Origin of the sequence: Frigidibacter sp. ROC022 (genome assembly GCF_024723735.1) — a bacterium.
In the GTDB taxonomy this organism is placed as follows: domain Bacteria; phylum Pseudomonadota; class Alphaproteobacteria; order Rhodobacterales; family Rhodobacteraceae; genus SLM-1.
Window position 1 is genome coordinate 1,354,860 of the sequence record NZ_JANQDU010000001.1, and the last position, 17,521, is coordinate 1,372,380.

The 17,521-nt window shown below is 67.0% G+C and carries 20 protein-coding genes; 8 read left to right on the forward strand and 12 right to left on the reverse strand.

What is annotated here, in order from left to right; all coding sequences use genetic code 11:
- Nucleotides 1-86: 86 nt before the first annotated feature.
- Entirely contained in the window at nt 87-2,873 is a 2,787-nt protein-coding gene (gene gyrA / locus NUW50_RS06550; protein WP_275981936.1) for a DNA gyrase subunit A, read from the reverse strand.
- A 191-nt stretch (nt 2,874-3,064) separates the two neighbouring features.
- On the opposite strand from gyrA, the gene NUW50_RS06555 reads away from it, so the two are divergent.
- Nucleotides 3,065-3,334, forward strand: a complete 270-nt coding sequence (locus NUW50_RS06555; RefSeq protein ID WP_258288259.1) for an usg protein — start codon at nt 3,065-3,067, stop codon at nt 3,332-3,334.
- A 119-nt stretch (nt 3,335-3,453) separates the two neighbouring features.
- Nucleotides 3,454-4,611 carry a ribonuclease D gene (rnd, locus tag NUW50_RS06560; RefSeq protein WP_258288260.1) on the forward strand — a complete coding sequence of 386 codons (1,158 nt, stop codon included), beginning with the start codon at nt 3,454-3,456 and terminating at the stop codon, nt 4,609-4,611.
- A 50-nt stretch (nt 4,612-4,661) separates the two neighbouring features.
- Here rnd and NUW50_RS06565 read toward each other — a convergent pair whose 3' ends face one another.
- The gene (locus NUW50_RS06565) at nt 4,662-5,129 is read right to left on the reverse strand and encodes a hypothetical protein (RefSeq protein ID WP_258288261.1); all 468 of its coding nucleotides are present in this window, start codon (nt 5,127-5,129) and stop codon (nt 4,662-4,664) included.
- Between the two features lie 117 nt (nt 5,130-5,246).
- On the opposite strand from NUW50_RS06565, the gene NUW50_RS06570 reads away from it, so the two are divergent.
- Nucleotides 5,247-5,675, forward strand: a complete 429-nt coding sequence (locus tag NUW50_RS06570) for a SufE family protein (RefSeq protein ID WP_258288262.1) — start codon at nt 5,247-5,249, stop codon at nt 5,673-5,675.
- A gap of 6 nt (nt 5,676-5,681) precedes the next feature.
- Here the strand turns inward: NUW50_RS06570 and ureG are convergent, their stop codons facing one another.
- From ureG to NUW50_RS06620, 10 genes are all read right to left on the reverse strand, one after another.
- Nucleotides 5,682-6,305 (reverse strand): urease accessory protein UreG, encoded by a 624-nt coding sequence (ureG, locus tag NUW50_RS06575; protein WP_258288263.1) that lies wholly within the window; start codon nt 6,303-6,305, stop codon nt 5,682-5,684.
- Nucleotides 6,302-6,955 (reverse strand): urease accessory protein UreF, encoded by a 654-nt coding sequence (locus NUW50_RS06580; RefSeq protein ID WP_258288264.1) that lies wholly within the window; start codon nt 6,953-6,955, stop codon nt 6,302-6,304. The genes ureG and NUW50_RS06580 overlap by 4 nt, the downstream gene beginning before the upstream one ends.
- A 108-nt stretch (nt 6,956-7,063) precedes the next feature.
- Entirely contained in the window at nt 7,064-7,522 is a 459-nt protein-coding gene (locus tag NUW50_RS06585) for an urease accessory protein UreE (RefSeq protein WP_258288265.1), read from the reverse strand.
- 25 nt (nt 7,523-7,547) lie between these two features.
- Nucleotides 7,548-7,781 carry a hypothetical protein gene (locus NUW50_RS06590; RefSeq protein ID WP_258288266.1) on the reverse strand — a complete coding sequence of 78 codons (234 nt, stop codon included), beginning with the start codon at nt 7,779-7,781 and terminating at the stop codon, nt 7,548-7,550.
- Between the two features lie 123 nt (nt 7,782-7,904).
- Nucleotides 7,905-8,498, reverse strand: a complete 594-nt coding sequence (locus tag NUW50_RS06595) for a hypothetical protein (protein ID WP_258288267.1) — start codon at nt 8,496-8,498, stop codon at nt 7,905-7,907.
- 10 nt (nt 8,499-8,508) lie between these two features.
- Nucleotides 8,509-10,218: an urease subunit alpha gene (ureC, locus tag NUW50_RS06600; RefSeq protein WP_258288268.1), complete on the reverse strand. Its 1,710-nt coding sequence runs from the start codon at nt 10,216-10,218 to the stop codon at nt 8,509-8,511.
- Nucleotides 10,219-10,270: 52 nt separating this feature from the next.
- Entirely contained in the window at nt 10,271-10,579 is a 309-nt protein-coding gene (locus NUW50_RS06605; RefSeq protein WP_258288269.1) for an antifreeze protein, read from the reverse strand.
- The gene (locus NUW50_RS06610; RefSeq protein ID WP_258288270.1) at nt 10,579-10,884 is read right to left on the reverse strand and encodes an urease subunit beta; all 306 of its coding nucleotides are present in this window, start codon (nt 10,882-10,884) and stop codon (nt 10,579-10,581) included. The genes NUW50_RS06605 and NUW50_RS06610 overlap by 1 nt, the downstream gene beginning before the upstream one ends.
- A gap of 42 nt (nt 10,885-10,926) precedes the next feature.
- Nucleotides 10,927-11,229, reverse strand: coding sequence for an urease subunit gamma (locus NUW50_RS06615; protein ID WP_258288271.1), 303 nt, complete (start codon nt 11,227-11,229; stop codon nt 10,927-10,929).
- A gap of 3 nt (nt 11,230-11,232) precedes the next feature.
- Complete coding sequence (locus NUW50_RS06620) at nt 11,233-12,114, reverse strand: urease accessory protein UreD (RefSeq protein WP_258288272.1); 882 nt, start codon at nt 12,112-12,114, stop codon at nt 11,233-11,235.
- Between the two features lie 377 nt (nt 12,115-12,491).
- Here NUW50_RS06620 and NUW50_RS06625 point away from each other — a divergent pair, with 377 nt between their 5' ends.
- From NUW50_RS06625 to NUW50_RS06645, 5 genes are read left to right on the forward strand one after another with little or no spacing between them, the layout of a single operon-like run.
- A complete protein-coding gene (locus NUW50_RS06625) occupies nt 12,492-13,523 on the forward strand; it encodes a Gfo/Idh/MocA family protein (RefSeq protein ID WP_258288273.1) in 1,032 nt (343 codons plus the stop codon).
- A 15-nt stretch (nt 13,524-13,538) separates the two neighbouring features.
- Nucleotides 13,539-14,555, forward strand: a complete 1,017-nt coding sequence (locus tag NUW50_RS06630; RefSeq protein WP_258288274.1) for a Gfo/Idh/MocA family protein — start codon at nt 13,539-13,541, stop codon at nt 14,553-14,555.
- The gene (locus tag NUW50_RS06635; RefSeq protein WP_258288275.1) at nt 14,548-15,609 is read left to right on the forward strand and encodes a Gfo/Idh/MocA family protein; all 1,062 of its coding nucleotides are present in this window, start codon (nt 14,548-14,550) and stop codon (nt 15,607-15,609) included. The genes NUW50_RS06630 and NUW50_RS06635 overlap by 8 nt, the downstream gene beginning before the upstream one ends.
- Before the next feature lie 60 nt (nt 15,610-15,669).
- Entirely contained in the window at nt 15,670-16,455 is a 786-nt protein-coding gene (locus NUW50_RS06640) for a ThuA domain-containing protein (protein WP_258288276.1), read from the forward strand.
- Entirely contained in the window at nt 16,456-17,520 is a 1,065-nt protein-coding gene (locus NUW50_RS06645; protein WP_258288277.1) for a Gfo/Idh/MocA family protein, read from the forward strand. It abuts the gene before it with no gap.
- The last annotated feature ends 1 nt before the right edge of the window (nt 17,521 follow it).

Sequence of the window (17,521 nt, forward strand, 5' to 3'; positions counted from 1 at the left end):
CGGACAACGTGCCTTCCATGCCCTCCGGTTGTGTCGGAGCAGGCATGAGGCGGGCCCGCGCAAGGGGGGCGGGCCCGAAACCCGGTTCAGGTCTCGGGCGCTGCATCCTCGCCGGAACTGGTCCCGTCCTCGCCGTCCTCGTCGCCGTGATCGGCGATCCGGGCCACCGAGACGACCTCTTCACCGGCCGCCGTCGCAAAGACACGGACCCCGCCGGCCGACCTCGACCGGAAGGAGATGCCCGCCACCGGACAACGGATCGACTGGCCGGTCGTGGTGGCCAGCATCACCTGGTCGGTGGTCTCGACCGGGAAGCTGGCGACCAGCCGGCCGCCGCGCATCGCGCCGTCCATGGCCTTGACGCCCATGCCGCCGCGGCCGCGCACCGGGTAGTCGTGGCTGGACGAGAGCTTGCCCGCGCCCTTGGCGGTGATGGTCAGCAGCAGATCCTGTTCGGCCAGCATCTCGTGATAGCGTTCATCGGTCAGCACGCCTTCGGTTTCGGCGCCGTCCTCGCTGTCCTCGGCCTCTGCCTCGGTCTCGGTTGCATCCTCGTCGCTAGACTCGGCGCCCAGTTCGGCGCGGTAGCGCTTGATGAACGCCGCCCGTTCCCAGGGTTCGGCGACGCTGTGGCGGATCACCGACATCGAGACCACTTCCTCGCCTTCGCCCAGGCGGATGCCGCGCACCCCGGTCGAATCGCGGCCCTTGAAGACCCGGACATCGGTGGTCGGGAAGCGGATCGCCCGGCCGCCGGCGGTGACCAGCATCACGTCGTCGTTCTCGTCGCAGATTCGCGCGTTCACCAGCGAAACGCCTTCCGGCAGCTTCATCGCGATCTTGCCGTTCTTGCGGACATCGGTGAAATCCGACAGCGCGTTGCGGCGCACATCCCCATGCGAGGTGGCAAAGACGATCTGCAGGTTCTCCCATTCCTCCTCGGGCACATCGACCGGCATGATCGCGGCCAGCGAAATCCCCGGCTGCACCGGCAGGATGTTGGCGATCGCCCGGCCCTTGGCGTTGCGGCCCGCCATCGGCAGGCGCCAGCACTTCAGCTTGTACGCCATGCCGTCGGTCGAGAAGAACAGAAGCTGGGTGTGGGTATTGGCGACGAACAGCGTCGTCACCACGTCGTCTTCCTTGGTCTGCATCGACGACAGGCCCTTGCCGCCGCGCCGCTGGCTGCGGAACTCGGCCAGGGGCGTGCGCTTGATCCAGCCCGAAGAGGTGACCGTGACCACCATGTCCTCGCGCTCGATCAGATCCTCGTCGTCCAGATCGCCGGACCATTCGTCGATTTCGGTGCGGCGCGGCACGGCAAAGGCATCGCGGACCTCTATCAGCTCGTTCGAGATGATCTCCATGATCCGCGCCCGGCTGCGCAGGATGTCGAGGTAATCCTTGATGTTCGCGGCCAGTTCCTGAAGCTCGCTGGTGACCTCGTTGACGCCCAACTGGGTCAGCCGCTGGAGCCGCAGGTCGAGGATCGCGCGGGCCTGAATCTCGGACAGGTTGTAGGTGCCGTCCTCGTTGACCTTGTGGGTCGGATCGTCGATCAGCGCGATATATTCCAGGATGTCATGCGCCGGCCAGCGTCGGGTCATCAGCCGTTCGCGGGCATCGGCCGGATCGGCGCTGGCGCGGATCGTCGCCACCACCTCGTCCACGTTCGACACCGCCACCGCCAGGCCGCAGAGCACATGGCTGCGTTCGCGCGCGCGGCGCAGTTCATAGGCCGTCCGGCGTGCCACGACTTCCTCGCGGAAGCCGATGAAATAGGTCAGGAAATCGCGCAGGGTCAGCTGCTCGGGCCGGCCGCCGTTCAGGGCCAGCATGTTGCAGCCGAAGCTGACCTGCATCGGGGTGAACCGGAACAGCTGGTTCAGCACCACATCCGGCGTCGCCTCGCGGCGCAGTTCGATGACGACCCGGACGCCGACCCGGTCGCTTTCGTCCTGCACATGGGCGATGCCCTCGATCTTCTTCTCGCGGGCCAGTTCCGCGATCTTCTCGATCATCGTGGCCTTGTTGACCTGATAGGGGATCTCGTCGATCACGATCGCCCAGCGGTCCTTGCGGATTTCCTCGACCCGGGTCTTGGCCCGCAGGATCACCGAGCCGCGCCCTTCGAGATAGGCCTTGCGGGCGCCGGAACGGCCCAGGATCACGCCGCCGGTCGGGAAGTCCGGTGCCGGGATGTAGGCCATCAGGTCTTCGCTGGTCAGATCGGGGTTCTCGATCAGCGCCAGGGTGCCCGCGATGACCTCGCCCAGGTTGTGCGGCGGGATGTTGGTGGCCATGCCGACGGCGATGCCGCCGGCGCCATTGACCAGCATGTTCGGGAACCGGGCCGGCAGGACCGTCGGTTCGCGGTCCTTGCCGTCATAGTTGTCCTGGAAATCGACGGTGTCCTTGTCGATGTCGGCCAGCAGGTAGTTGGCCACCTTGGCCATCCGCACTTCGGTGTAGCGGAAGGCCGCCGCCTTGTCGCCGTCCATCGAGCCGAAATTGCCCTGGCCGTCGAGCAGCGTCAGGCTCATCGAGAAGTCCTGCGCCATGCGCACCAGTGCGTCGTAGATCGCCGAATCGCCGTGCGGGTGATACTTGCCCATCGTGTCGGCAACCGGGCGCGACGACTTGCGATAGGGCTTGTCGTAGGTGTTCCCGACTTCGTTCATTGCGTAAAGAATACGCCGATGCACAGGTTTGAGGCCGTCGCGCAGATCCGGGATCGCGCGGCTGACGATGACCGACATCGCGTAGTCGAGATAGGAGGTCCGCATCTCGGCTTCGATCGTGACCTGCGACCCGATCGGCGCCTTGCGCGGGGTTTCTTCTTCGATTTCAGGGGGTTCCGGCGTGTCGTTCAAGTGGATGCGCCTCTGCGGTCCAGGGGTCAATATCTAGTTGGGCGAAGTCTATCACCGGCTGGATATAGGGTGCAATGGCAGAAGCCCCGGAGCATTGGCAGCCACCCGGATAGAGTGCCAACATATTGTTTTTATTGAAAAGAAAATCTTTGGTGCCATGATTCAAGGACAGGCAACCGAAAGAGGCAATGATGAAGGAATCTCCGACCGAACTGATGCTCAAGGGCTACGGGCTGACCACGGCCGAATTCTACTACCGGATGCCGGACTACAACCATGTGTTGAACGCGTTCATCTGGCAGGAATACGACCTGGCGCCGGACTATCCCGAACTGTTCCGTTTCATCGAGTTCTGGCAGCGCGACATCGAGGGCGAGCTGCACTCGGTGCGCTTCAGCCATCGCAAGATGATCGGTGCCGGTGACTGGCAGAACGTCGTGCAGGAATTCACGCTGCATTAGGCCGGGGATCGCGGCACCACTTGCCGGGGAGGTTGCAACCCTGGGGCGCTGGTCCTTTCCTTTTGCCGCGCCGGGGGGTATCCCGGGTGGACCCTAAACGACAGTCTGACCCGGGACGCATGATCACCATAACCACGACCGAGGCGCTGGCCGCCTTCTGCAGCCGCGCCGCCAAGGCGCCCTACGTCACTGTCGATACCGAATTCCTGCGGGAACGAACGTATTACTCGAAGCTCTGCCTGATCCAGCTTGCCTTGCCCGGCAAGGCCGAGGAAGACGCGGTGCTGGTCGATCCGATCCTCGGCTCGGACATGGACCTGGCGCCGCTCTACGACCTGTTCCGCAACGAGGCGGTGGTGAAGGTGTTCCACGCCGCCCGGCAGGACCTGGAGATCTTCTACATCGAGGGCGGGGTGATCCCGAAGCCGCTGTTCGACACCCAGGTGGCCGCGATGGTCTGCGGTTTCGGCGAGCAGGTCGGCTACGAGACCCTGGTGCGCAAGCTGGCCAAGGCGCAGGTGGACAAGACCTCGCGCTTCACCGACTGGTCGCGGCGGCCGCTGAGCGAGGCGCAGCAGACCTATGCCCTGGCCGATGTCACCCATCTGCGGGTGGTCTACGAGGCGCTGGCGGCCGATCTGGCCAAGTCCGGGCGGCATCACTGGGTCGAAGAGGAAATGGCCGTGCTGACGGCGCCCGAGACCTATGTGACCAAGCCCGAGGATGCCTGGCTGAAGGTGCGGACCCGGACCCATTCCGGGCGTTTCCTGGCCATCGTGCGGGAACTGGCCCGGTTCCGCGAGGACTACGCGCAAAGCCGCAACGTGCCGCGCAACCGGGTGATGAAGGACGACGCGCTGCTGGAAATCGCCTCGCTGAAACCGGCCACGGTCGGCGACCTGGGCAAGGCCCGGCTGGTATTGCGCGAGGCCCGCAAGGGCGACATCGCCGAAGGGATCATTGCCGCGGTCAAGGCCGGGCTGGCGGTGCCGGCGGATGCGCTGCCGAAACCGGTGGTGGGCGAGCAGCTGCAGGTGAACCCGGCTCTGGCCGATCTGTTGCGGGTGTTGCTGAAGGCCAAGGCCGAAAGCGCCGGGGTGGCGGCCAAGCTGATCGCCACCGCCTCGGACCTGGATGCACTGGCGGCGGGAAAGCGCGACTCGGCGGCGCTGCGCGGCTGGCGCAACGAGGTCTTCGGCGAGGATGCGATGAAGCTCTGCGAGGGCAAGATCGCGCTGGCGGCCAAGGGCAACCAGGTCCAGGTCATCCCGCTTTAGGCTGGCGGGCCGCAGGGGCGCGGATCAGGGGACGGCGGGTGAACCGGCGGTCAGCGCCGCAGGGACCGGCTGTTGGCCAGCCCCAGAACCCGGATTTCGCGCACCCCGTCCAGTTTCTGCCGCGACAGGAACAGGCCGACCACGACCTCGCGCGATTGCGGGGTCGAGACGGCGGTCGGCTCGACCGGGGGCGCGATGCGGAATTCCAGCAGCAAGACGCCTTTCTCGGGGGTGAAATCGTTGGTCGAGACCAGTTCCCCATCCCAGTAGCCCTGCACCGGCGGCAGGCCGGTGGCACGGACCAGGGCGCCGCCGATCACCGGCTCGATGGTCAGTTCCGTGACCCGTTCGATCATCGAGCGCTTGTCGTTGTCGGTGGTGAAACCGCCCTCGGGGATCAGTTGCACCCGGTTCTCGGACGGGCCGAACCAGTTCAGCGGATTGAACCGGGATTGGCCAAAGCCGCAGGCCGTCAGCAGGCAGACGCCCAGTATCGCGGTCAGGCGGGCAATGGTCATGAAGGGTCCCCTCAGCTTGGTCCCATTGGGTTAGCGGATTGCGGCATGGTTGAAAAGTCCGCGCTTTGCGCTTGCCGGGCTCTGGACGCCGGGCCGCGGGGGGCTTAGGTCGGGGTCATGGCGACCGAAGCATTCGAAGAGCTGGCCGAAACCTTTGCCTTCCTGACCGATTGGGAAGACCGCTATGGCCATGTCATCGACCTCGGCAAGGCCTTCCCGCCGCTGGACGAGGCCGAGCATCGGCCCGAATACAAGGTGAACGGCTGCGCCAGCCAGGTCTGGCTGGTGCCCGAGATCAGCGGCAGCGGCGCCGGGGCGATCTTCGATTTCCGCGGCGAAAGCGACGCCCTGATCGTGCGCGGGCTGGTCGCGGTGATTCACGCGCTCTACGCCGGGTTGACGGTGGAGGAGGTGCTGAAGGTCGATGCGGCGGCGGAACTGGCGCGGCTGGAACTGGATCAGCATCTTTCGGCGCAACGCTCGAACGGGGTGCGGGCGATGGTGGCGAAGATCCGGGACATCGCCGCGGCGGTGGCCGGGGGCTGAGACCGCTCAGGCGCGGGTCAGCCCGCCGATCCGCTCCAGATGCGCGACGATCTCGGCCACGCCCTCGCCACGGCGCAGGCTGGCCATGACGAAGGGCCGCCCGGCGCGGGTGCGTTCGGCATCCCCGGCCAGCTGGTCGAGCGACACCCCGACATGCGGCGCAAGGTCGGTCTTGTTGACGACCAGCAAATCCGATTTCGTCAGGGCCGGGCCGCCCTTGCGCGGGATGTCCTGCCCGGCGGCGGTGTCGATCACGTAGAGCGTCACATCGGCCAGTTCCGGCGAAAAGGTCGCCGACAGGTTGTCGCCCCCCGATTCGATCAGGATCAGCTCCAGCCCCGGATGCCGGCGGGTCAGGTCGTCCACCGCGGCCAGGTTGATCGAGGCATCCTCGCGGATCGCGGTATGCGGGCAACCGCCGGTCTCGACCCCGACGATCCGATCCAGCGGCAGGACCTGCATCCGCATCAGCGCCTCGGCATCCTCGCGGGTGTAGATGTCATTGGTGATGACGGCGAGCGCGTAGTGCTCCTTCAGCGCCTGGGCCAGGGCGGCGGTCAAGGTGGTCTTGCCGGCGCCCACCGGGCCGCCGATGCCGACCTTGAGCGGGCCGTGCGGTGAGCGGGTCATGATCGGAACACCCTTGTTTCCATGGTTTCATGGCGCATCCCGGCGAGGTCCGACAGGATCGCGGCGCCGCCGATCTCATCCAGGTCGCCATCGGCCGTCTCGGCGGCCAGTGCGGCGCAGAGCGGGACCAGCGCCGCCAGAACCTGTTGCCCCTCGGTCTGGCCCAGCGGCACCAGCCGCACCGCGACCGAGACCAGGGTCGAGGCCATGGCCAGCAGGTAATGCCGCGCCGTGGCTTCGGGCGGCAGGCCCAGCAGCCGCGCGGCGCGTCCGGCCGCGACCGGGTAGCTCAGCGGCTTCAGGTCGATCCCCCAGACATCGGCAACGGTGCGGGCAAAGGCGGCGCCTTGCAGAACGGTTTCGCGCAGCCGTTCCGAGGAAGGCACGAGCGCGCGCGACAGGGCATCGACCCGGGCCAGGTCGTCCGGGCCGGCAGCGGCATGGGCGGCGGCCAGCAGCAGCGCGTCGTTGCGCCCGGCGCCATGGGCCAGCACATCCCGTAGCCACGCCTGCAACTCGGCCGCAGTGCCGATGCGCCCGTCTGCGATCGCGGCTTCCAGCCCGTGCGAATAGGCAAAGCTCCCGACCGGAAAGGCCGGGGAAAAGAGCTGCGACAGGGTCAGGCCCGGATCGGAAACGGGCCGGGTCATGGGCCGGTGCCCCCGGCCGGGGTCATGGCCCGTGACCCTGCTGGGCCTGCGGTCGGGCGGGCCGGCGGCGATCTCCGGCGCAGCGTCGCCGCAGGTCGGAACAGGCCCCTAATGCGCATGGGAATGGGTCCGGCCAAAGCCATAGGCGCCGCCTTCGGGGGTAAAGGGTTCGGTCACCTCGCGCAGCCCGGCTCCCAGCACCTCGAGCATGGCGCGGATCACATGGTCGCGCTGGATCAGCAGCCGCGACGGTTCGATCTGGCAGGGGGTGTGGCGGTTGCCGATATGCCAGGCCAGCCGGCTGAGGTCGGTCCCGGTCACTTCCAGCAGCGCTTCCGGGGCGGCCTGCACCGTGACGCGGGTGCCGTCCTCGCATTCCAGCACGTCGCCATGATCCAGCGAGACCGTCGCTTCGAGGTCCACCAGCACGGCCGGGCCCTGATCGGTGATCAGCCGCTTGCGGCGCAGGAACCGGTCCTCGTAGCTGAGCGACAGGCTGAGCCGCGCCGGGCCTCCCTGGCGCAGCAGGCGCCGCGCCGGGGGAAGTTCGAAGGGCAGGGGACTCATGCCCCCGGCCCCGCCGATGCTGCCGTCAGGTGTGGAACAGATCGCGGAAGACGTAGCGCGCGATGTCCTCGCGGGCGATGCCCAGCTCGGCCAGTTCGGCGTCGCTCATCGCGTTCAGCCGCTCGATCTGGGGCATCCGCGAACGGCTTTCCAGATAGGCGTTGAAGCCTTGCCCGATGCCGGCGAAGAACGCATCCAGATTCCTGCGAAGCCTGTCGCCGACCTTGGCTGTGGTGGGTAACGAAGTTGAAAGTGCCATTGGAAACCTCTTGGTCTGTTGGTTTCCTCCCTTGGCATGAAAGGTAGGCCCGCGGTGCGGTCCTGTCCACCGGGGTGGTTGCGCTAATGCTGCATTGCAGCATTGCGCTGGACACAGAGCCGCTCACGGCAGCGCCTCGATCCGTTCATAGTTGAACCGCACCGTGCTGCCGTCCGTGGCGGCGCTGCCGGTCAGATAGGAAAATCCCAGTTCCGGCATCCAGGTCAGTTCTTCGAAATAGGGCGGATCGCGATCCGGGTAGCTGATCGTGACCGGCACGCCGCGATACCGGCAGCCGTCGAAGTCGAGCGGCGTTTCGGGGCCGAAACGGACCACGAAGGGTTCGACATAGATTTCGCCGCCGTCGAGAGTCGTCATCCTGCCCTCCCAGCCTCCGCCGGGCACCGGGTCGGGCAGCCCGCCGGGCGGGTCCGAGAAGCTGAAGGTGATCCGGGTCGAAGGCACCAGGGCGCCCGACTCGTCCATCTCGATGATCTCGACCATGTAGATGCCGCGCAGCAGCAGCGAGCGGGTCATGACCCCGTTCTCGGAATAGACCGAGGAGATCAGGCCCGGTTGCTCCTGGCGAAAGGTCTCGCTGACATCGGGGCCATCGTACAGCCGGATGCCCCCGGCCAGATCGGCGGCGGTCGGGCAATCCGCGGCATGCACGGCGGAGGCGGCGCAGAGCGCCAGCAGGGCAGGGAACAAGCGCATGGCGCCGATCCTAATACAGGAAGTAGCGCTGTGCCATCGGCAGAACCTCGGCGGGCTGGCAGGTCAGGAATTCGCCGTCGGCGCGGACCTCGTAGGTCTCGGGGTTGATCTCGACCTTGGGCAGCGCATCGTTCAGCCGCATCTCGGCCTTGCCGATCCCCCGCGTGCCTTCGACCGCGACGCAATCCTTGGCCAGGCCAAGCCGCTCGCCGATGCCCTCTTCCATCGCGGCGGCCGAGACATAGGTGACCGAGGAGCGTTCCAGCGAGCGCCCGAAGGCGCCGAACATCGGCCGCATGTGAACCGGCTGCGGGGTCGGAATCGAGGCGTTCGGATCGCCCATCTGCGCCGCCGCGATCGTGCCGCCGATCAGCACCATTTCGGGTTTCACCCCGAAGAACGCCGGATGCCAGAGCACCAGGTCGGCGCGCTTGCCCTCTTCGACGCTGCCCGAATGTTTCGCGAAACCATGCGCCACCGCCGGGTTGATCGTGTATTTGGCGACATAGCGCTTGACCCGCGCGTTGTCGTTCTCGCCGGTCTCCTCGGCCAGCCGCCCGCGCTGCTTGCGCATCTTGTCGGCGGTCTGCCAGGTGCGGATGATGACCTCGCCCACCCGGCCCATGGCCTGGCTGTCGCTGGCGATGATCGAGAGCGCGCCCATGTCGTGCAGGATGTCCTCGGCGGCAATGGTCTCGCGCCGGATGCGGCTTTCGGCGAAGGCGACGTCTTCCGGGATCGACTTGTCCAGGTGGTGGCAGACCATCAGCATGTCGAGATGCTCTTCCAGCGTGTTCACGGTGAAGGGCCGTGTCGGATTGGTCGAGGAGGGGATCACGTTCGGCTGGCCGCAGATCGAGAGGATGTCGGGCGCATGGCCGCCGCCGGCGCCCTCGGTGTGGAAGGCATGGATCGTGCGGCCCTTCATCGCCGCCACCGTGGTCTCGACAAAGCCGCTTTCGTTCAGCGTGTCGGTGTGGATCATGACCTGCACGTCCATCTCGTCCGCCACCGATAGGCAGCAGTCGATGGCGCCCGGGGTGGTTCCCCAGTCCTCGTGCAGTTTCAGGGCCATGGCCCCGGCGCGGACCTGTTCGACCAGGGCTTCGGGGCGGCTGGAATTGCCCTTGCCGGCAAAGGCGAGGTTCATCGGGAAGGCGTCGGCCGATTGCAGCATCCGCCCGATGTGCCAGGCGCCGGGGGTGCAGGTGGTGGCCAGCGTGCCATGCGCCGGCCCGGTGCCGCCGCCGATCATCGTGGTCAGGCCGGAATGCAGCGCCTCCTCGATCTGCTGCGGGCAGATGAAATGGATATGGCTGTCTATCCCGCCGGCGGTGAGGATGCGGCCCTCGGCGGCGATCGCCTCGGTTCCCGGTCCGACGACGATATCGACGCCGGGCTGGGTGTCGGGGTTGCCGGCCTTGCCGATCTTGACGATCCTCCCGTCCTTCAGCCCGACATCGGCCTTGTAGATGCCGGTCCAGTCGAGGATCAGCGCATTGGTGATGACCGTGTCCACGGCGCCGCCCTCGCGGGTGATCTGGCTTTGTCCCATCCCGTCGCGGATCACCTTGCCACCGCCGAATTTCACCTCTTCCCCGTAGGTTGTGAGGTCTTTTTCAACCTCGATGACCAGATCGGTATCGGCCAGGCGGACCCGGTCTCCGGTGGTCGGGCCATACATGGCGGCATAGGTGGTGCGGGGGATGGTGGTGGCCATTCTCAACTCTCCAGTCAGGCCGGCCGGCGGGCCGGGAGACGCATTGCGCGGATCACGGTTTCTGCGCCCGGGTCAGCCGCCGGGCATTTGCGGCGGTCTTGCGTTTCAGCGGCGCCATGGCGGCATTGGCGATCTGGTCGGGGCGTGCGCCCTGCAGCGCCGCGCGGGTGCCGGCCAGGGCGGATTGGGCAAAGGCGGCCTGCTTTTCCGTCACCATCCGCAGGGTCTCCTGCGGATGCGGATCGGTCAACCCGAGCATGCCCATCAGCCGCAGGCCGATCACCTGCGATGCCTCGGCCCAGAGGTCCCAGGCCTGCAGCCCGGTGGTCAGCAATTCGTCGGGAGAGGAGGCGCGCGGCATCAGAGTTTCCCCATGACTTGCTGGTTGAAGCCCCAGATCTCGCGGCCGCCGCCGATCTCGATCAAGCGCACCTCGCGGCGCTGGCCCGGCTCGAACCGCACCGCGGTGCCGGCGGCGATGTCGAGCCTGCGGCCTCGCGCCGCCTCGCGGTCGAAGTTGAGCCCGGCATTGGCCTCGGCAAAGTGGAAATGCGAGCCCACCTGCACCGGGCGGTCGCCGGTATTGGCAACCATCAGGGTGATTGCCTCGCGGCCCGCGTTCAACGCGATCTCGCCATCGGCCAGGAACATTTCACCGGGAATCATGCGCGGCACTCCAATCTGGTTTCGCTGCAGTTGCACATATGGTCATCGGATCGGCTGATGGACAGTCACCAGCTTGGTTCCGTCGGGAAAGGTGGCCTCGACCTGCACCTCGGGGATCATCTCGGGGATCCCCTCCATGCACTGGTCACGGGTGACGACCTGTGCGCCGGCCTCCATCATGTCGGCGACCGAACGCCCGTCGCGGGCGCCTTCGACCACCGCATCGGCGATCAGCGCCACGGCCTCGGGGTAGTTCAGCTTGACCCCGCGGGCCAGCCGCTTGCGGGCCACCTCGGCAGCCATAGCGATCAGGAGTTTGTCTTTTTCTCGGGGGCTTAGCTGCATGTCTTAAAGTGTCCATGATCGGGGCAGGGCATGGCCGTGCAACAGCGTCAGCGCCGGGATCAGGATCCGGCGCAGGGTGAAGGCATCGGGGGCGGCGAGACGGGCCAAGAGCAGGCCGTCGCGGATCAGGCTGGCCGCCGAAGGGGCGGGCAGCAGGGCGCGCAGCGGGTCGAGAAAGGCATCGGCGTCGGGTGCGGCATAGATCAGCGCCGCGAAGGCACCCAGTCCGTTGCCCGTGGCGGGGCCCGAAAGGATGGCTGTCGCATCGCCGACCAGCCGCAGCGCATCGGCCTGGATCAACTCGCCGCCGCGGCTGACCCTGATCTGGTCGCGCAGCGCCACCTGCCGCAACAATTCGCCATGCGCGGGGCGGCCAAGGATCAGCGGTTCCACGGCCAACAGGGTCGCATCGGGTTCCATGTCCACGGTCAGCGCGCGGCGCAGCACGCCCTGGTCGAAGAGGATGGTTTCCTGTGGCAGCCAGTCCAGCCGGGCACCCGAGTCCAGGCTCAGGCTGTTCGTGATGCGGCCGGTCTCGCCGCTGCTGGCGGCATAGATGCGTTCCGCGGCCTGGGTGGTCAGGCTCAACCGGCTGCGGGCACCCGCCCGGGCCGTCAGCCGCAGCCGGTCGCCGCCGGTGACGCCGCCGGCGGTGTTGAGCAGCATCGCCGTCAGCCCCGGCCCGTCATGGTCGGGAAACAGCGCCCGGAAGCAACCCGCCTGCCGCAGCCCGTCCAGCGTCGAGACGGCGCCGCCGGTTCGTTTCGACGACAGCCGCACCTCTCCCGCAGCGCGGGGGCGAAGCGGCAGCGGAGCGGCGCGGGCAAGATCGGTGTCTGGATGGGCGATGGCGCTCTCCTCCGGTTGGCCGAAAGGAACGGCCACCCTGTCCCGGGCACAAGCCTTGCCCGGGTGCAACGGTGGCGAAAGCAGCGAGTTGCCCGAAAAATGGGCAGGTTGCGCATGGATTGCCCAAGATGGGTTTGCCGATGCGACGGTGGTGCGGCTGTCGCCGGCGGCGTTCGGTCCCGTCCGGAAGCGTCAGGGCGGGGCGGGAGCGTGTCTTCCGACTCTGCACGGTTTCGCCCGGCCACAGGCCGGCCAGCGCCCGGCAATCCGGTCTCTCCGTCATGGGAAGCGCGCGGCAAACATGCCCGCCAGATCGCGTTGCGGCGCGGACAAGTGATCGGAGCCACCTTGCTCCGGGCGGCGTTACATGGTTTTCACGACGACACTGGGAAAGCACTCACGGGAATCGGGATATGAGCTCAACGCAGGGCGTCGCGCTGATCGGCGCGGGCATGGTGGCGGGAACCTATGCGGATGCACTGTCCAATCTGCCCGAGTTGCGGGTGACGGGTGTTCTGGCCAACCGGGCCGGATCGGCAGAAGCCTTTCTGCAAAAGCACGGGCTGCCGGGCAGGGCCTATGCCGATCAGGAGGAAGTGACCGCCGATCCCGAAGTCGATTTCGCGATCCTGCTGACGCCCCCTGACGCGCGGGTCGAGATCGTCCGGACACTGGCGGCGGCGGGCAAGCCGATCCTGATGGAAAAGCCGGTCGAACGCTCGTTGAAGGCCGCGACCGAGATCGTCGAGATCTGCGAATCCGCGGGGGTGCCCTTGGGCATCGCGCTGCAGCACCGGGCGCGGCCGACCACGAAGACCATGCACGATCTCATCGATGGCGGCGATTTCGGGGCATTGCGGCTTGCCGAGATCAACGTGCCCTGGTGGCGGCCGCAGAGCTATTACGACGCGCCCGGGCGCGGCACCTATGCCCGCGACGGGGGCGGGGTGATGATCACCCAGGCGATCCATGCCATCGACCTGGCACTGCAGTTCACCGGCCCGGTCTCGGCGGTGACGGCGCTCTGCACGACGACCGGCCTGCACCGGATGGAAGCCGAGGACACCGTCGTTGCCGGGCTGGAGCTTGCCAATGGCGCCACCGCCAGCCTGTTCGCCACGACCGCCGCCTATCCGGGCCGCGAAGACGAGATCATCCTGCATTTTGACCACGCGACCATGCGGCTGGCCCAGGCCCAGCTGAGCGTCGCGCATCACGACGGCCGTTCCGAGACGATCGGCTCGGCCGGCGGGTCCGGCTCGGGCGCCGATCCGATGGCCTTCACCTCGGACTGGCACCGCAGCGTCATCGCGGATTTCGCCGAGGCGCTGCGCGACGGCCGCCCGCCGATGATCACCGGCCGTTCGGCCCTGCCGGTCCATGCCCTGATCGAGGCGATCGAACAGGCCGGCCGCTCGGGCCGGCGCCAAAGCCTTCAGACCTGAACCAAGGAAAACGACATGAGCCTGAAACTCGGGATCCTCGGGATCGACCATTTGCACATTCTCGGCATGCTCTCCTCGATGCAGGAGCAGGGCTGCACCTGCACCCAGTGGTGGAGCGAGGGCGAGGGCCCGTCGCATGCCAAGTTCAAGCGCAAGTTCGGCGACCTCGAACGGGTGGCCGACCGCCGGACGATCCTGGACGACCCCGAAGTCGGCATGGTGCTGATCTCGGCGGTTCCCGCCGACCGTGCGGCGCTGGCGATCGAGGCGATGGAAGCCGGCAAGGACGTCATGGTGGACAAGCCCGGCTGCACCACGCTCGAGCAGCTGGCGGCGATCAAGGAATGCCAGGCCCGCACCGGGCGGATCTGGACGGTGAATTTCTCGGAACGGTTCGAAGTGCCCTGCGTGACCCGCGCCGCCGAGCTGGTGCAGGCGGGCGCCATCGGCACCGTCAAGCAGACACTGGGCCTGGGGCCGCACCGGCAGAACCTGCAATCGCGGCCCGACTGGTTCTTCCAGCCGGAGCGGTTCGGCGGCATCCTGACCGATATCGGCAGCCACCAGATCGACCAGTTCCTCTATTTCACCGGTTCGGAAGAGGTGACGATCTCGCATGCGCGGGTCGAGAACACCACGATGCCCGATCATCCCGGCTTTCAGGACTTTGGCGAGGTGGTGCTGACCGGCGACAAGGGCAACGGCTATGTGCGGATCGACTGGTTCACCCCCGATGCGCTGCCGACATGGGGCGACGGGCGCCTCGTGATCCTCGGCGACAAGGGCTATATCGAACTGCGAAAATACACCGACATCGCGCGCCAGGTCGAAGGCAACCAGCTTTATCTCTGCAACGGCGAGCGGATGGAGAGGATCGACTGCAACGACGCCGAACGGCCGTATTTCCCGGCCCTGGTCGCGGACCATCACAACCGGACCGAGACCGCCGTGCCGCAGGCCCATACCTACAAGGCGATGGAACTGGCGATCCGGGCGCAGATGCTGGCGAACGAAAGTTTCGGCAATGCGTAGAGTCGCGGTCGTCGGGGCCGGGATCGGGGCACAGCACCTGGAAGGCTACCTGGCGCTGCCCGACCGGTTCACGGTGAGCCATGTCTGCGATCTGGATCGGGACAGGGCGCAGCCGCTCTGCGACCGGTCCGGCGCCGCCTATGCCCCCGATCTCGACAGCGTTCTGGCCGACGAGAGCGTCGATATCGTCGATATCTGCCTGCCGCCTCATCTGCATTTCAGTGCCGTCGAGGCGGTGCTGAAGGCGGGCAGGCACGCGGTCTGCGAAAAGCCGCTGGTCGCCTCGCTGGCCGAAGCCGATGCGCTGATCGCGCTTTCGGCCGAAACCGGCAAGCAGGTCTTCCCGGTGTTTCAGTATCGCTTCGGCCGGGCCGCCAGCCAGCTGCGGGCGCTCAGCGCCGCGGGGCTGACCGGCAAACCCTATGTCGCAAGTCTCGAAACCCACTGGAACCGCGACGCCGCCTATTACGCCGTGCCCTGGCGCGGCACCTGGAAGACCGAGCGCGGCGGCGCGATCCTGGGTCATGCGATCCATATTCACGACTGGCTGGGCTTTGTCTTCGGCCCGGTGGCGCAGGTCTATGCCGATCTGGCGACACGGGTGAACGATATCGAGGTCGAGGATTGCGCCGCCCTGTCGATTCGCATGGCTTCGGGTGCGCTTGTCACCTCGTCGGTGACCCTGGGCGCGGCGAATGACACGTCGCGCCTTCGGTTCTGCTTCGAGGGGCTGACCGCCGAAAGCGGCTCGAACCCCTACAAGCCCGCCGAGGACAGCTGGACCTTCACCGCCCGTGCGCCGGTGACCCAGGCCGAGGTCGATGCGGTGCTGGCCGGGGTGGGTGAGGCGCCGGCGGGCTATGCCGGGCTGTTCACCGCCCTGGCCGATGCGCTGGACGGGAAGCCGGGGGCCGAGGTGACATTGGAGGACGGGCGCCGCTCGCTGGAATTCGTCTCGGCGGTCTATCAGTCGCACCGCAGCAATGCCCCGGTGCGGTTGCCCCTGGACCGGCACCATCCGCTGTATCGGAACTGGCTGCCCGAAGCGCTTTGAATCGATCTTGAAGGCGCGGCGAGTCGCGCGCTAGATGGGCAAAAGCGATAGGAGCATGCCATGACGATCCGGGTCACCGTCTGGGGCGAGAACGTCCATGAACAGAAATCCGAGGTGGTGGCCGGAATCTATCCCGACGGCATGCACGGCTGCATCGCGGCCGCGCTGAACCGCGCCGAGGGGATCGAGGCCGGCACCACCACGCTGCAGGACCCCGAACACGGGATGACGGCCGAGCGGCTGGCGCAGACCGATGTGCTGATCTGGTGGGGCCATGCCGCGCATGGCGAGGTCGCCGACGCGGTGGTCGAGCGTGTGACCGAGGCGGTCTGGTCCGGCATGGGCGTGATCTTCCTGCATTCGGCGCATTTCTCGAAACCCTTCAAGCGGCTGATGGGCACGCCCTGCAACCTGACCTGGCGCGAGGCGGGCGAGCGCGAACGGCTCTGGCTGACCAGCCGCAATCACCCGATCGCCGCCGGGCTGCCGGACCATTTCGAACTGGAATACGAAGAGATGTATGGTGAACCCTTCGGCGTGCCGGAACCGCTGGAAACGGTCTTCGTCTCGTGGTTCCAGGGCGGCGAGGTCTTCCGCTCGGGGCTGACATGGAAGCGCGGCGCCGGGAATGTCTTCTATTTCCGTCCGGGGCACGAGACCTATCCGACCTATCACGACGCCAATGTGCAGCGGGTTCTGCAAAACGCCGTCCGCTGGGCCCACAACCCGGCGCGACGGATCGCCGATCCGACCGCGGCTCCGAATGTCCCGGTGGAAACCGCGCTGGAGCCGATCACCGAACGCGGGCCGAAGCTGCACAAGGCCGGTGAAGAAGGGCTGCGCTGAATGGTCAGACCGATCCGGATGATGATCCTGGGCACCGGCCACATGGCCAATGCCCATGCCGATGCCTATGCCGCGATGGAAGGCGTGACCCTGGTGGCCGGGGTGGATACCCAGCCCGAGGGGCTGGCGCTCTTTGCCGAGAAATACGACATCGAGAAACGCTTCCTGTCGCTGGACGAGGCGATTGCCTGGGGCGAGTTCGACGCGGTGTCGAACGTGACCCCCGACCCGGTGCACTACTCGACCACCCTGGCGCTGCTGGCGGCGGGGAAACATGTGCTTTGCGAGAAACCGCTGTCCACCGACTTTGCCCGGGCCCGTGAAATGGCCGATCTGGCGGCGCGGATGGGCGTGGTCAATGTGGTCAACCTGACCTATCGCAACGTGCCCGCGCTTCAGAAGGCGGCGCAGATGGTGGCCGAGGGCGCCATCGGCACGATCCGGCATCTGGAAGCCTCGTATCTGCAAAGCTGGCTGACCCAGCCGGCCTGGGGCGAATGGACGACCGAGCCGCGCTGGCTCTGGCGGCTGTCCAAGGCGCACGGCTCGAAAGGGGTGCTGGGCGATGTCGGGATCCACATCCTCGATTTCGCCACCTTCGTTGCCGGAGAGCCGGTGACCGACCTGTCCTGCCGTCTCAAGACCTATCAGAAGGCGCCGGGGGACCGGATCGGCGACTATGTTCTGGATGCCAATGACGGCTTCACCATGCATATCGGGCTGAAGGGCGGCGCGATCGGCACCGTTTCGGCGTCGCGCATGACGACGGGGCATTTCAACGACCTGCGGCTCAGGCTCTATGGCGACAAGGGCGGGCTGGAAGTGCTGTTCGAAAAGCGGGTCTCGGCGCTGCGCGCCTGTCTGGGGCAGAATGTGCTGACCGAGATCTGGCAAGAGATCGAGGCGCCCGAGGTGACCAGCAACTACCAGCGGTTCATCGACGAGATTCGCGGCGAAGCGGCGCTGGCGCCGGGCTTTGCCCGCGGCGCCGAGTTGCAGCAGTGGCTGGACCTGGCCGAAGCCTCGGATGCCGAGTCGAGCCGGACCATGGCGGTGGTCGCCTAGA